We start from the raw sequence: 14,451 nt of genomic DNA, 5'->3' as shown, positions 1-14,451 counted from the left end.
GCTCTTTCGGCAACCACGAGCATTCGGTTCGTCACTACCCCCGCCCACGAATGAATTCTTGGGCTACGCGTGTGGCCGTCCTACCGGACTCAATGCGGCGAAGCCATTATGTTCCCTTACCCCCACACCTGTCATTCTGAGCGAAGCAAAGAATCCCTTCGGGACTGCCTCAATGGTTCGTACAGACCGAAACGGGACGGACTAAGAGTCCGTCCTACTGGCTCGACCATACATCGGCTCCGCTGAAGGGATTCTTCGCTTCTGTTCCTGTGGTCGCAGAAGAATGCTCAGAATGATGTCATCTGAAAAACTGCACACAAGACTGAGTTCGTAAGCCCGCTATTTTTCTTCGAGCATTAGTACGCTTGTGCGGAATTGCATGCCCACGAGTATCTCTCAGGAGTTACCGATGGCCGTCGCGCAGCGGAAGTGTGGCGCTGTCGGTAGTGTAGCGCTTCGGTGGGGTAGACGGCATCAATAATGATGGTGTACTTGGCGTCGGATGTATCTCTGTCGAAACCTGGGCTGGGCGAGCATGCTGCGATGTACGTTGATTATCCTGGCTACGCTGTTTGGAATTTGACGAATCGCTCCTGGTGGTAGTGTCATGCCCTTGCAGCCGTACGGGCGCAGTGAGCATCTTCGCCGGTGGCTGGTCCATTACATTGTTGCTGAAAACGAAATACGAAGAGACGGCTATGACGAACAGTCCCGTTGCAGCGAGTACCCACTTAATTGAATTTCTCGTGAAGAGTCCGCTACTCATGCGGGTAACGGAAGTAGCGACTGGAGGATGTTCGCGCAATGCGGCGAGCAGCAGATCGTCCGGTGTATCGCTTTGGCGCGGAAGTCGTGCGCTATCTCGGAGCAAGGCTTCGTCGATCATGCGGTCTGTATTCAGAGGTTTGTTAGCCATGCTGCTGCTCCTTCGCAAAAATTGCGAGTTGGTCTTCGACCAGTTGTTTTAGCTCGGCGCGTGCCCGGGATGCACGCGCGTAAATCGCGGTGGGCGACTTTCCGAGGATCGTGGCGATCTCCTCGAACGAGTAGCCGCTATAATAGTTGAGCACGAGCACTTCGCGTTTTTCTGGAGTGAGACGTTGGAGGCAACCGATCACGATCTCTTCTTCTGCAGACGGTTCGTGAGACTGACTCTGTGGGTGGTCCGATTCCGTCAAGGACTCAATGGACCGCTGATACCGAAGGTGCTTGCGATGATCGAGTGCTGCGTTGCGTGCCATCCGATACATGAATCCCAGCGGATTACGGAGCTCTGTAGGCGAACTGCGCAGTGCGATCATGCGCTCCCACACCTGGTGTGCGATGTCCGCAGCCGCGGCAGCATCATCAAGCATTCTTGCACAGTATGCGTAGAGTTGGTGATGGTGCCGACGATAGATATCCGAAAATGCCGCATCGCTCCCTGCGAGAAATTCGCGGAAGAGTTCTTCGTCATGCGCTGGTGTTGCCGGCATGGAGGATAAACGCAGTCTCGCGTCGCTGCGTTTAGGCTGCAACGGCTGAGTACTAAGCCGATATGTACCGATCGCCATTGACATCGAGACGCTATCTGACGACTGAGGCAATCGGATCCTTACCGCTCGGTTGAACATTTTTTTTTCGTTGGTGTGTAAGATTCCTTCGAGGTGAATCGTCATGCAGCGACAATTCATGTTTCGAATTCACAGACAATCGATATGCGACTATCTATATATTCTATCGTGGCCCTCTCGCTGGTGCTAAGCGCCTGTAGTGACCGGATTTCCACACCCACGACAGCCACCGGTTCCGAACGAATTGTGTACTCCACGCTCGACTATTCTCGCCGGGACCTCCCGCCGCATCTGGTTTGCGTCGATTCCTCCCTTCGATTGGTTGCCGATCAGGGAATCGGTTACGGATTCGATGCAGGCAGGAATACCTGTTTGTGGATCACAAGAGATACCGTCACACTTCGTACTTCGTTCGCCGTGTATGACGACCGATCGTTGATGACGAGTCAGCTTGGAGATCTGACGGGCGCGGGGGAAAGATCAGAAGACCAATATCCGAGCGCGATCTCGCCCGATGGCTCTCATATCGCGATCTACATGCATGATACTGCTAACGACCTCAACAAGCTCTACGTCGTTGATGTGCGAACCAGGCAGCGAGTGTTGATCACCGATAAGCTGGACGTTCAAGCTCATACATGCTTTTCGCCTGACGGCAATCGCATTGCATACTACACGCAATTGAAAGTGCCACCGGATCAGAATGAAGTGATCGCGATTTCCACCATCGATGCATCGCAGCGAGTGACGCTCACCGCAATCTCAGACGCAGGGGTGGACGGGTTTGCATCGATCAGTTGGTCCGACAAAGATCGTATCGCGTTTGTAGATGCAAGTGCGGTCTATGTGATCAATGCGGATGGAAGCGGACGGATCCAAGTTGCATCTCCGGCCTTCTCCCCTGCATGGTCACCGACCGGAGACACGCTCGCGATTACAGCGTCGAATTCATCCGATGTCATGATCACTTCGGACAACGGGATTACGATCACAAACCTCACCAATTCAGATGGAGTATCGGAAGCGTTCGCGCATTGGTCGAACGATGGGAAGCGGCTCCTCGTCACCAAGTGGATCGGCGATATGGACCACACGATCATGACACTCGAGGAGATCTACATACCGACCGGTGATATCCGCGTGATCGCATCACCCGGTGCCAATGGCTTCTATTTGAAGTAATGTCCGGAACCGTATATTCCAAGCTTCGACCATCCCCCACGAAGTGAAGATTGTCATACGGCTTGTTCTACTCTGTGCGTTCATACTCGGATCGAGTGCGAACGCACAGCCGCATTCCGGCCCGATCTACATCGGTGTAGGCGGATCGTATAGCTACGGGTCGCCGACCACGTTCGATCGAAGTCTCGGGGTGATCCAAACCTTTTCGACGTCGGGTCTCGGGACGTCTTGGGATAATTCGTTCTCACTCGAATGTGTCTTCGACGCACCGTCTGTGTTTTCTGTAAGTTCCGGGTTGCTTGGGTCGCTCGGTATTGCATCAGGGAGCGGGCAGTTTAAATCGGTATGGTTCTCGTCCTCGCAGACCCTCGCGCCCGGCGGCGATACAGTACTGAGTGCGGAAGACTTTCGTATCTACTCCAGGCAAAGCCGGATCGAGTTTTCTGCCGCTTACTCCTATTCATTGACATCCTCGATCTATTTCGCCACGGGGGTATGGGCACATTATCGTATCAGTGAACGTCTGGACCAGGTCAAGGAGATCATCCAGCCCACACCGAACCACTACCCCGGCAAGGGTGCGATCGACACCATTGCGTCGGGTGCATCAATCGCGACATCACGATTTCATTTTGGGATCCCGATTATGTTCGGCAGCCGATTCGGGCTTTCGAAGACCATGGCTTTGGACCTCAAGCTTTTCGCTCGCACGGATCTTGGGCTCTTAGCCGCCGGTTTTGCAAAGCCCTCGTTGAGCGCCGGCCTATCGACATCGGTGCTTTTCGACCTTGCCGCACCATCGGTGCATACCGAGAAGCCGGTTGTCGACACGAGGCCGTTGTCGCAGATCACCGCATCAGTCTCGTTCGAAGTCGGAGGTGTGAGCGTCCGATCGGTGCGGCCCTCGATCGTCGATAGCACGACGCGCCGGTATCTTGTGCTCACGCCGACTATTGAATATTCGGATGACTCCGCCGAGCTTCCGAGTGGGCTTGTGCTTCTTGGCCTCGATCAAGCGCAACGATTTGAAAGCTCGCAATTGGATCGTGCCGACCTACACACGTGTCAGGCGAACCTCCTGAATATCATCGGTAGCCGACTTCGTGACCTGCCGCAGGAGAAATTACTCGTTCGTGCCACCTACCGCTCGACAACACGGAAGTCGGTTGCGCTCAAGCGTGCGATGAGGATCAAAACCTATTTTACCGAGATCTGGAAGATCGCTGCTTCGCGTATCCAGGTGATGGCCAGTCCCGACGAGAGCGCAATCGAAACGGCTACGCTCGATGGGAGCGGTCGGCTCCTTTCGCCGTTAGTGAATGAGTGGACGGAAGTGCATCAGCGATTACCACACATCGAGATCGGAAAGTCCATCACCTCGAACCACGGCGTGCAACGCTGGGACGTCAGTGTCTATGATAGCTCGAAGCTGATCGGTCGATACTCCAACAGCTCCGGTTCTCCTGTTGACCTACATTCGCTTGATGTTCGCATCGGCAGCGGTTTGCAGATGTTGAGCACACAACTGATTGCTGTTGATACCGTCGGTACCGTGGCATCCGCTGTCGATACGTTGGTTCTACTGGAACCCCTTGCGGATGCGCCCCACGTTGTAGCACAAACCGAACGGTACATAGTACAGGCTGACAGCCTCAATGGGAGCCAGAGTTGGAGTTCATTCCTATTGTCGCGGTTGATCGAGCGACAGACCGATTCGACAATCATCTCGGTACGGTCTCTTTCCGAAGGCGACAGACAGTCGTCCGGCCGTGTACTGCAACGACTGCTCGAACTCACCGAAAAGGGTCTCCATCCGCGTGCTCGTATCGAGCTTGAAGCCGTTCCTGTATCTGTGCCGAATGTACCGGCGAGTGGTTATGTAGAACTCGTGGTACGCGGGAGCGTTCGAGACTGATGATGTCAGTTGTAGATGCTCGGCCCTAGGCGCAGAGCCGGATACTCAAGTTCCGTTTGTCGGATCTGTCAATCTCTCCTCGGTAACCTGTGTTGTATGTGTTCGTAGAAGAAGAGCACGAATGCTCGAATTACCCATACGATATACCCATAAGTTTACCGACGCCGTTCGGATCACGTTCCGCGCTATCCGGCACCGAAATTACCGGCTGTTCTTTTTCGGGCAGTGTATTTCGCTTATCGGCACGTGGCTACAGAACACGGCGCTTTCGTGGCTGGTATATCAGATCACGCACGACGCGCGCGCACTCGGCATCATGAGCTTCCTCGGCGCGGTGCCGGTGCTCTTTCTTGGGGCGTATGCCGGGACCGTCGCCGATGAATATTCCAAACGTCGCATTCTGATCTGGACGCAGTCGCTCATGGGCGTGTTGGCGATCGCACTGGCGGCGTTCGTATGGATGGATATGAAGGCCGTCTGGGTGTTCGGTCTGATCAATCTGCTCAGCGGCGTCATCGTCGCGTTCGATCTGCCGACGCGTCAGGCGTTTGTCGTCGACATGGTAGGCCGCGAAGATCTGACTAATGCCGTCGCGCTCAATTCGGCGATCTTCAACGCGGCGCGTCTGATCGGTCCGGCGCTTGGTGCACTGATCATCAGTGCGGTGTCCATCGAGATGTGCTTCTTCCTCAATGGTGTGTCCTTCCTTGCGGTGATCATCGGACTGATGATGATGCGTCTGCCGGCATCGGAGCGAGAGAAGAAGCCGCGAGACGTATCGCGAATGCAGGCGATGCGCGAAGGGGTAGACTATCTCTATAACATCCCGAATTTCCGTGCGCTCATGACGCTCGTCATTACGATGACGCTCTTCGCGTGGAGCTACACCGTGAATCTGCCGGTCATCGCGGTCGACATCTTGCACGGCGATGCCTCGACCTACGGCGCATTGCTATCGGCGAACGGGCTGGGTGCGTTGTTTGCAGCGTTAACGCAGGCGGCGTTCGGCCAACGGTTGAGGCCTCGATATACGATCTATACAGCGATCGGCATCTTCATCGTCTCGATCTCGCTCATCCCACTGTTCCGCGAACAGTTGCCGGTGCTCTTACTCCTCGGCACGACTGGATGGAGCATCATTACCTTCTTCATCACTGCAAATACGACGATCCAACGCTTTGTCCCGAACGAACTGCGCGGCCGGGTGATGGGTATCTACTCGCTCGCATTTGCCGGCCTCTTTCCGTTCGGCAGCTTGCTTGCGGGCTTCTTGACGCACTCCTATAGTGTGGGTGTGGCGCTGTGGGTCGATGCATCGGTGCTCTTTATCGTTGCGGCAGTGACGTTCAATTTCCTACGCCGATTCCCTCGGTTATCCATTGTTGCCGCTCGCAGTGAGAGCGGGACGATTTCGGTGGAAATGATGAAGCAGGCGCTCGAGGCATAGCAATATTTACCACCGCACTTGTCATTCCGACTGTCGTCGGATTCGCAGTGACAGTATTCAACCTCCCATACCGCCGGAACTACACCGTACTCTCTAATCGTAGTAGAGCATCATACTCGAGAAGGATAGTTATGCGCAGATTTACCTTGCTCCTTGGTGCGTTGGTGTGGTTCGGTTGTTCGGACAATTCCACGCAGTACGTCTCCCATGAAATGGTGGTCTCTCCGAGGTCGCTCGTCTTCCAGCATGGCGATACGGTCAAGACACTGTCGATCACACATACCTGTACGTGCCCGTTCAATTGGTCGGTCGTCGTCACTCCGCCAAACGGCGTTCTCAAGGATACGAGTGGATATATGGATAATGTCGCCGTACCAGTGCGAGTAATTGATCGCTCGAAGATGTCGGGCGATACGCTCCAGACCCTTATCGTCGTCAACGGGCAATACTATGGGACCGATACGGTTGCCGTGACGGTGATCAAATAAGTGTAATCTGTCATTCCGACCGAAAAGAGGAATCTGGGGTGCCAGTATGCTTCGGCATGGCTCGTCATGTTCTACCCACAGCCGGATCAGATTCCTCACCCGCCTGACGGCGGCTCCGGAATGACAACGAACGGTATGACACCAAAAGAAAAAGGCTCCGATCACTCGGAGCCTTTTTCGCGTAAAGGTGAAAGAAAAAGAACTTACTTCTTCTTCATCTCGTCCTTCTTCTCCTCGGGCTTTGCAGCCGGAGCAGAAGCGTCCATCTTCTTGGACGTGTCAGCAGCCGGAGCAGCAGCCGGGGCCGGGGCCGGAGCCGGGGCCGGAGCAGGAGCCGTCATGGTGGAGTCGGTCTTCGGCGCTTCTTCCGCCTTCTTACCGCACGAGATCATGCCCACGGACATAGCCGTGAAAGCAGCAAGCACAAGGATATTACGAAGCCTCATTGTAATTACCTCTTTTGTTATTGGTGAAAAAACCGCCATACATCGCTCACGCACATCGTTTACACTCAGTGAACGAGCTGTGTACAACTTCTGGATTAAAACAATCTGTCTACAAATATACTAATTTTGAGGTCTTAAGACAAAAAAATCTGAAAAAGCGTTTCCTGGTTTTTCCCCTCTACCCCACCCCCGAACTACAGGCCTAAGGTGCGGTGTTGCATACCGACTATGTCGTTACAGATCTATAATACGCTCTCGCGTCAGAAAGAGACCTTTCATCCGATCGCCCACCCCTATGTCGGGATGTACGTCTGCGGACCGACGGTCTATTCCGATACCCATATCGGTCATGCCAAGAGCTATGTAACCTTTGATGTAGTAAGGAGATACCTCGATTTCTTGGGCTATACCGTCACCCACGTCCAGAATATTACAGACGTAGGGCACCTGACCGACGATGCCGACGAGGGTGAAGATAAGCTCGTCAAGAAAAGCGTCGAGGCCAAAAAGCACCCGATGGCCGTCGCAGAATACTATACCCGCAGGTTTCGGGAGGATATGGCCGCGATGAACGTCCTACCCCCCGACATCGAGCCACATGCGACCGGACACATCGTCGAGCAGATCGAAATGATCAAGGACCTCATCGAGAAGGGGTTTGCCTACGAATCGGGCGGAAATGTCTATTTCGATGTAAAGAAGGATCCCGATTACGGGAAGCTCTCGGGCCGAAAGACCGAGGATCAGGAAGCCTCAGGTCGGGTCGAGACTCGCTCCGACAAACGCAACCCGCAGGACTTTGCGCTCTGGAAAGTTGCCGAGAAAGGCCACATCATGCGTTGGCCGTCGCCGTGGGGCGAAGGCTTCCCAGGCTGGCACATCGAATGTTCGGCGATGAGCATGAAGTATCTTGGCCAGACGATCGATATTCACGGCGGTGGCATCGAGAATCAATTTCCACATCATGAGTGCGAGATTGCCCAGAGCGAAAGCTCGACAGGCAAGCCGTTCGTCCACTACTGGATGCACCATAATATGGTCACCGTGGACGGCAAGAAGATGGGTAAATCGCTCGGCAACTCGAGCTTCCTGAGAGACTTATTTAAGGACTTCTCGCCGATGACACTGCGCTTCTTCCTGCTGCAGTCACATTACCGCAGTACGACTGAGTTTAAGATCGACGCCATCGAAGCGGCTGGGACCGGGTACCAGAAGCTCCTGGCGACGTTCGATAACCTGCGTTCGCGTACCGGGCCGCTCGCTCCCCGCGAACTCACCAGCGAAGAACGCCAACGGCCTGTGGTGTCGGAGTTTATTGAAAGCATGAACGACGACTTCAATACGCCGAAAGCGGTTGCAGCGCTATTCGAGCTTTCACGCGAAACGAACGAAGCATTGAATTCCGGGGTACCCACAGCAGATCTCGAGTCGCTCTACCATATATGGAATCAGCTTGCCGACCGGATTCTCGGGATCGTGCCGGCAGTAGGTTCAGCGGCAGGTTCGACCTCCGGCTCCAAATCAGAGGCTGCGCTTTCGAGCGTCATGGAGACAATCATCCGCTGGCGTACCGAAGCTCGAGCGAACAAGGATTTTGCTCGTTCTGACGAGATCCGAAACACGCTTTCCGATGCCGGAATCGTGTTGGAGGACTCGAAGGAAGGGACCCGCTGGAAGCTCTCGTAGCGGTTTCCGGCCCGAACAACGTGAAACTTTTACCCCTATTTTTCGCTTTTGAGGGGTCAATTTCCATACTGTTACATCGTTTTTCACTTTTGAAGGAACACTCGAAGATGCACTCTGCAAAACGACTCGTTATGTTCGCAGTCACCTGCGCCATGGTGCTCTCACTTGGCACTGTGAAGACGTTTGCCCAAAAGATCGGTGTCGTCGATGGCAATGCCGTCCTGACCAACTTTGACGACTACAAGAAGGCCAATGAGAAGCTCAATGCACAGGCGAAAGTCTGGCAGGATTCGCTGACCATGATGGCCAAGGCTACCCAGGACAAGTTCGATGGGTATAGCAAGATCGCCAGCACGATGTCCGAAGATGCGAAACAGAAGGCACAGGCCGAGGTGAACCAGATGAAGCAGAACCTCGACGCGTACAACAACGCAAAGTTCAACCAGCAGGATGGCGAGATCATGAAGATGCGCGCCGACCTCCTGAAGCCGATCCTCGACAAGATCAAGAAAGCAGTCGAGGGCGCCGCGAAGAAGAAGAAGGTCGAAGTCGTGATCGACAAAGGCCAGATCGTGTATGTCGCCGATGGCGTGACCGACCTGACCGAAGACGTCCAGAAGGCCCTGAAGTAAGCCTCTCCGCACCGCCTAGGTACGAACTTCAACCCTATTTTTGGGGCATTTTTTCAAAGCGCGTGTGCTTCTAAGAAGCATACGCGCTTTTGTTTTGCATGAGTCGTTATCGAAGGAAGTATACGTATGAGATCTATAATATTTGCAGTGGTTGTCCTGGTGTTCGCTGCTGTTGCCGGTACACCGCGCTCTGCCGACGCACAGGTACGAATCGGCTATATCGATGCGACGAAGCTCTTGAAGCAAATGCCCGAGGCGACGGACGCAGAGTCGCACTTGAACCAGATCGTGGCGCAGTGGAATAAGGAAGTTGCGGATATGCAAAGTGAGCTTACCCGCAAGCAGAACGATTATGACCGCAAGAAACTCATCATGTCCGACGCCGAACGCTCGGCGGCCGAGTTCGATATCGCGGACCTGAAGAAACGCATCGAGAATTTTCGTCAGGGGAAGTTCGGTCCAAACGGCGAACTCTATACCCAGCAGGAAACACTCATGAAGAATGCGTACGACAAACTTAATAAGGCTCTCGAAGAAGTGGCGCTTGACGGCAAGTACGATTACGTCTTCGATAAGAGCGCCAAAGAGCTTGCACTGCTCTACACCAACGCAAAATTCGACCTGACCACGGCAGTCGCGAAGAAACTCGGGATCGAAACGAACGATATCTTCAGCCCTCTCCTAAAGAACTCGAAACCCGGTACGAATCCCGCTCCGCCGCCGAACATGCCGCCGGGCGGGATGCCACCGCCAACACGCCCGCAGCCGGGACAAGTGATCACCACTCCGCCGCAGGGTGTTCCGCCGGTGAATCCTCCGGTCAATACACCGATTAAATAAGAGACCGTCGGTCGACCAACAGCGTATTACGTATCGATGAAGCTCGCCGAACTTGCCAGAATGATTGGTGCCGTCTGCGACGATGGCAGTGCCGATCGAGACATTGAGATCAGCGCCGTGCGTCCGATCACCGAAGCGACACCCGGTACGTTGTCATTCATTGCGAATCCGTCTTACGAGAAGTATTTGGATTCGACAACGGCGAGTGCACTGATCGTCTCGAACGATCTGGTGGTCGGTGGCGACCATGCGCCAGCGTTGTTGCGCGCACCGGATCCCTACATCGCATTTGCAAAAGCGCTCGCTATTTTCAATCCCCGCACATCGATCTTTACCGAACGAATTCATCCGACGGCTGTCATTCATCCGAGTGCTACGATTGCCGACTCGGCTCGCATCGGAGCGAATGTGTTCGTCGCCCACGATGTCACGATCGGTGAGGGAACCGTCGTGCATCCGAACTGCACGATCTATGACGGCGTGCGTATCGGTGCTCGGTGTGCGATCGGCCCAGGGACCGTAATCGGGTACGATGGGTTCGGTTACGCGCGTAACGCCGACGGCTCGTATCTCAAAGTGCCGCAGCTCGGTGGCGTATCAATCGAAGACGATGTCGAGATTGGCGCCTGCTGTACGATCGATCGCGCTGCAATGGCGGATACGATTCTTCGACGCGGCGTCAAGCTCGACAATCTTGTTCAGATCGCACATAACGTCGAGATTGGCGAGTACACGGCCATTGCCGCACAAACGGGGATCAGCGGTTCGGCCAAGATCGGCAAGCGAAATCAAATCGCCGGACAAGTGGGAATGGTTGGCCATATCACGACGGCTGAGGATGTCGTGGTCATTGCCCAATCCGGTGTATCGAAATCGATTGAGCGAAGCGGGACGTATTTCGGCGCTCCGGCAAAAGAAGTTCGCACCGCCTTTCGCGAAGAAGCGGCAAAACGATTGTTGCCCGAACTCATCGAACGTGTTCGCGTGCTTGAAGAGAAACTTCGTAAACTGGGACAGTAGTTTACCGTCCGGTAACGACGTACACATGATCGGCTCGCAGAGACCGACAAATTAATTCTGAATCGTATCCATGCCAAACACTATCGCAGAATACAAGACCATCGAATGTAGCATCGACGCCTTTGTTGCAACCATTACGATCAATCGTCCCGATAAGCTCAATGCCTTGAGCTCGGCGGTACTCGACGATCTGCGTCATTTGGTTACGGACTTGCGCGAACGTGATGATGTACGTGTAGTGATCGTTACGGGCAAAGGAGAGAAGGCCTTCGTTGCCGGAGCGGATATCGGTGAGCTTGCAGCCCTCAACGATCCCGAAGAAGGTCGAGAGTTTGCACAAAAAGGGCAGTCGGTGTTTTCGCTGATCGAATCGTCGCCGAAACCGTTCATCGCAGCAGTGAACGGATTTGCACTTGGCGGCGGCAGCGAACTTGCACTTGCCTGTCACATTCGCATCTGCTCGGAGAACGCAAAGTTCGGCCAGCCGGAAGTTAACCTCGGTATTATTCCAGGCTATGGCGGTACGCAACGCCTGACACGAATTCTGGGACGTACACTCGCGACCGATCTTATCCTGACCGGTCGCCAGATGGATGCTCGCGAAGCGTTGGAGCAGGGAATGGTAGCGCGGGTCGTGCCGCTTGGCGAACTGATCACAACGGCCAATCAAATGGCTGCAACCATTGCCTCGAAAGCGCCGCTGGCGGTCAGTGCAGCACTCGATTGTATCGTAGAAGGAATCGATGAATCGATCGATGAAGGACTTGGTCGTGAAGCAGAACGCTTCGGAGCACTCACAACCTCCGCCGATTTCCACGAAGGCACGACAGCATTCCTCGAAAAGCGTAAAGCACAGTTCGTGGGGAAATAACCACCTGAGGGACATACTGTAGTGTGCCCCTCCCAGACTACCGAATTACTTTGCATAAAAAAGCACACGACATTGATCGTGTGCTTTTTTTTTCAAGACACTGAGTCTATCTACTCAGCATACACTGTGATATGTGGTCACGAGTGCTTATTTCTTGATCGAGCTTTGTACGTATGCGATCACGTCGGCGATCTGCTGATCGCTGAGAATATCTTTTGCGAAGAAGGGCATTGCCATCGAGCCGCACCGAATGCTCTGCGCGACGTAGTTCATATCCTTCGCAGCTTCAGCCATCGACGGCCCGACTTTCTTCTGCTGTAGGTCATGACATGTGACGCATGTTCCCTGCCACACTGTCTGTCCCTTTGCCGGATCTCCCGGTAGTTTCATAATAGCTTTGACGGCAGGCTTTGTCAGCTTCTCGTCAAGTTGCTGGTCTTCGCTGAAGACCGGCTTGAGCACCCACTGGATCGTGAGGTTCTTCTTGATCGCGCCGGGTGCATCGGCAATGGCAGCGAAGTACTCATTGAGCGCATCGGCTTCGTCAGCGCTCAGTGCCTTTGCCATGTCGCCATCACCACGTTCGAGGAAGCCCGACGCACAGAGACGCGCGCCGTAGGCATCCTTCTTCAGATCGGCAGTTTTGAACATGCCGTTCCATGTCGTAGTACGCGACGTCACGCCGGCAAGCGTATGACCGGCGCGAGTCTTTCCGTCCTTTGTTCGGTCTGTCCCGTCGCTATGGCACATCGCACACGATGCCTTGAACTTGCCGAACGACGTATTATAGAAGATTGCTTGTCCTTTCTTCGCCTTGTCGCTGAGCGTCATGGTGGTCCCGCTCTTCGAGGTGTCGGCGCTCTGCGCAGCCTGTTGTTGGCCTTGCATGGCGTTCTCGACTTTTTGTTCGGCCGATTGTGGCGCCTTGTCTTCTTGCTTTGCGCAACTGCTGAAGATACCAATGAGCATCGCAGCGACAGCGAACGATGCAAGTGGAAGGAAACGGTTCATACGTGTCATATTGGTTATACTACTCGTGTTAGTAAATTTGCGATGTCTGCGCGAGGCGTCTGTTACAATTCCTCCAGCGAGCGTCGTGCACCGAAGCCTCCCTCGATGGTGTGCCACGCAACGATCGACGGCTCGCCGAGCCTGTAACAGAGATAGACTTCTTCGCCGTTCGTGCGCAGGTGGGGAAAGTCGATGAGTCCGGTCTCGAGGTCTTTGATCTCGATGGTCATCGAATGGATTTTTTGGACGAGCGTGACAAGATACTCCATCTCGTCGGGGAAGAACTTCTGCCCGTTCGGTCCCGAGCCGCCGAGGTATTGATGACGATAGACATCGTACCCTTTGGCAGTGAGCTTCTGTTTTAAGTCGACGATCTCCTGCAACATCGGGACGACCACGGTCAGTGCATCTCTGGCCTCGGCAAGCGTAAAGTGCTTTTCGTAGTGCATCGCTTATTTGCCGGTGAACATTGCCTTGACGATATACCCTGCGACGCTCGGGTTTTCTTTGAGTCGGCGGACGGAATATCCGTACCAATCTTTGCCGAAGGGGACATACACACGCAACCGGTGGCCCGAGGCGATCAGCGATCGGCGCAACGGTTCGCGAACACCAAGCAACATCTGAAATTCGTATTGTTCTCGCGTGAGGTTGTGCTGCTTCACGATCCTCTCGGCATTCGCGGTCAGATAGTCGTCATGTGTTGCGATCCCGACATAGCCGCCGCCGGAAATAATCTGGTCCAGACACTTGAGATAGTTCGCCCGGATTTCCTCCCGATCTTTGAACGCAATGGACTCATGTTCGATATAGATACCCTTGCAGAGCCGAAGATTCGTCTGTCCGCCGTCGAGCAGGCGTTTGATATCGGATTCCGTACGGCGCAAATATGCCTGAAGGACGAGGCCGACATTCGGGTAGTCCTTCCGGAGGCGTTCATACATCGAGATGGTTTTCTCTGTGTAGTTCGAATCCTCCATATCGATGCGCACAAAGATGCCACCATGCGTGCGCGATGCTTCGAGGATGCGCCGAACGTTCCTCTCACATTCGGCAACATCGAGCCCAAGACCAATCGATGTGAGTTTGATCGACAGATTCGCATCGACCTTCTCCGTATTGATCGCATCGAGTACCTTCATGGAGTAATTCGCATTGACGGTCGCCTCGTCAAGCACCTTGATATATTCTCCGAGGACGTCCACCGTTGCCATCGCGCCTTCGGCATTGAGCGCCTTGATGGTCCGAACGGCATCGGTAATATTGACGCCTGCAATATAGCGAGCGCTGACTTTTCGGACGATCGGTTTCGGGATGACCGGGAGCATCCCGGCGATCAGCTTATTGAACGCGTTCATTC

At 54.3% G+C, this 14,451-nt stretch carries 15 protein-coding genes; 9 read left to right on the top strand and 6 right to left on the bottom strand.

What is annotated here, in order from left to right; genetic code table 11:
- Positions 1 to 403 precede the first annotated feature (403 nt).
- Positions 404 to 916 (bottom strand): hypothetical protein, encoded by a 513-nt coding sequence (locus tag JSS75_12225; GenBank protein MBS1904465.1) that lies wholly within the window; start codon positions 914 to 916, stop codon positions 404 to 406.
- The gene (locus tag JSS75_12220) at positions 909 to 1,475 is read right to left on the bottom strand and encodes an RNA polymerase sigma factor (GenBank protein MBS1904464.1); all 567 of its coding nucleotides are present in this window, start codon (positions 1,473 to 1,475) and stop codon (positions 909 to 911) included. Before JSS75_12220 ends, JSS75_12225 begins: the two co-directional genes overlap by 8 nt.
- A 222-nt stretch (positions 1,476 to 1,697) precedes the next feature.
- Between JSS75_12220 and JSS75_12215 the strand changes: the two genes are divergently transcribed.
- The 4 genes from JSS75_12215 to JSS75_12200 all read left to right on the top strand — a co-directional run bounded on the left by JSS75_12215 (position 1,698) and on the right by JSS75_12200 (position 6,585).
- A complete protein-coding gene (locus JSS75_12215) occupies positions 1,698 to 2,735 on the top strand; it encodes a PD40 domain-containing protein (protein ID MBS1904463.1) in 1,038 nt (345 codons plus the stop codon).
- A gap of 43 nt (positions 2,736 to 2,778) precedes the next feature.
- Entirely contained in the window at positions 2,779 to 4,650 is a 1,872-nt protein-coding gene (locus JSS75_12210) for a hypothetical protein (GenBank protein ID MBS1904462.1), read from the top strand.
- A 121-nt stretch (positions 4,651 to 4,771) separates the two neighbouring features.
- On the top strand, positions 4,772 to 6,097 hold the full coding sequence (locus JSS75_12205) for an MFS transporter (protein ID MBS1904461.1): 1,326 nt from the start codon (positions 4,772 to 4,774) through the stop codon (positions 6,095 to 6,097).
- Between the two features lie 131 nt (positions 6,098 to 6,228).
- Complete coding sequence (locus tag JSS75_12200; protein MBS1904460.1) at positions 6,229 to 6,585, top strand: hypothetical protein; 357 nt, start codon at positions 6,229 to 6,231, stop codon at positions 6,583 to 6,585.
- A gap of 203 nt (positions 6,586 to 6,788) precedes the next feature.
- Here the strand turns inward: JSS75_12200 and JSS75_12195 are convergent, their stop codons facing one another.
- Positions 6,789 to 7,031 (bottom strand): hypothetical protein, encoded by a 243-nt coding sequence (locus JSS75_12195; protein ID MBS1904459.1) that lies wholly within the window; start codon positions 7,029 to 7,031, stop codon positions 6,789 to 6,791.
- Between the two features lie 228 nt (positions 7,032 to 7,259).
- On the opposite strand from JSS75_12195, the gene JSS75_12190 reads away from it, so the two are divergent.
- The 5 genes from JSS75_12190 to JSS75_12170 all read left to right on the top strand — a co-directional run bounded on the left by JSS75_12190 (position 7,260) and on the right by JSS75_12170 (position 12,080).
- Positions 7,260 to 8,717, top strand: a complete 1,458-nt coding sequence (locus tag JSS75_12190; protein MBS1904458.1) for a cysteine--tRNA ligase — start codon at positions 7,260 to 7,262, stop codon at positions 8,715 to 8,717.
- A 131-nt stretch (positions 8,718 to 8,848) separates the two neighbouring features.
- Positions 8,849 to 9,349, top strand: a complete 501-nt coding sequence (locus JSS75_12185; GenBank protein MBS1904457.1) for an OmpH family outer membrane protein — start codon at positions 8,849 to 8,851, stop codon at positions 9,347 to 9,349.
- A gap of 126 nt (positions 9,350 to 9,475) precedes the next feature.
- On the top strand, positions 9,476 to 10,189 hold the full coding sequence (locus tag JSS75_12180; protein MBS1904456.1) for an OmpH family outer membrane protein: 714 nt from the start codon (positions 9,476 to 9,478) through the stop codon (positions 10,187 to 10,189).
- A gap of 36 nt (positions 10,190 to 10,225) precedes the next feature.
- Positions 10,226 to 11,209, top strand: coding sequence for a UDP-3-O-(3-hydroxymyristoyl)glucosamine N-acyltransferase (gene lpxD / locus JSS75_12175; protein MBS1904455.1), 984 nt, complete (start codon positions 10,226 to 10,228; stop codon positions 11,207 to 11,209).
- 70 nt (positions 11,210 to 11,279) lie between these two features.
- On the top strand, positions 11,280 to 12,080 hold the full coding sequence (locus tag JSS75_12170; GenBank protein MBS1904454.1) for an enoyl-CoA hydratase/isomerase family protein: 801 nt from the start codon (positions 11,280 to 11,282) through the stop codon (positions 12,078 to 12,080).
- Positions 12,081 to 12,227: 147 nt separating this feature from the next.
- Here the strand turns inward: JSS75_12170 and JSS75_12165 are convergent, their stop codons facing one another.
- The 3 genes from JSS75_12165 to JSS75_12155 all read right to left on the bottom strand — a co-directional run bounded on the left by JSS75_12165 (position 12,228) and on the right by JSS75_12155 (position 14,449).
- Positions 12,228 to 13,091, bottom strand: coding sequence for a c-type cytochrome (locus JSS75_12165; GenBank protein MBS1904453.1), 864 nt, complete (start codon positions 13,089 to 13,091; stop codon positions 12,228 to 12,230).
- A 62-nt stretch (positions 13,092 to 13,153) separates the two neighbouring features.
- Positions 13,154 to 13,540: a DUF2203 domain-containing protein gene (locus JSS75_12160; protein MBS1904452.1), complete on the bottom strand. Its 387-nt coding sequence runs from the start codon at positions 13,538 to 13,540 to the stop codon at positions 13,154 to 13,156.
- Between the two features lie 3 nt (positions 13,541 to 13,543).
- The gene (locus JSS75_12155) at positions 13,544 to 14,449 is read right to left on the bottom strand and encodes a proline dehydrogenase family protein (protein MBS1904451.1); all 906 of its coding nucleotides are present in this window, start codon (positions 14,447 to 14,449) and stop codon (positions 13,544 to 13,546) included.
- Positions 14,450 to 14,451 lie beyond the last annotated feature (2 nt).

The sequence above is a fragment of the Bacteroidota bacterium genome, assembly GCA_018266755.1.
In the GTDB taxonomy this organism is placed as follows: Bacteria; Bacteroidota; Ignavibacteria; order Palsa-1295; family Palsa-1295; genus JAFDZW01.
The sequence above is the reverse complement of the archived record's forward strand: the minus strand, read 5'-3'. Positions and strand labels throughout refer to the sequence as shown.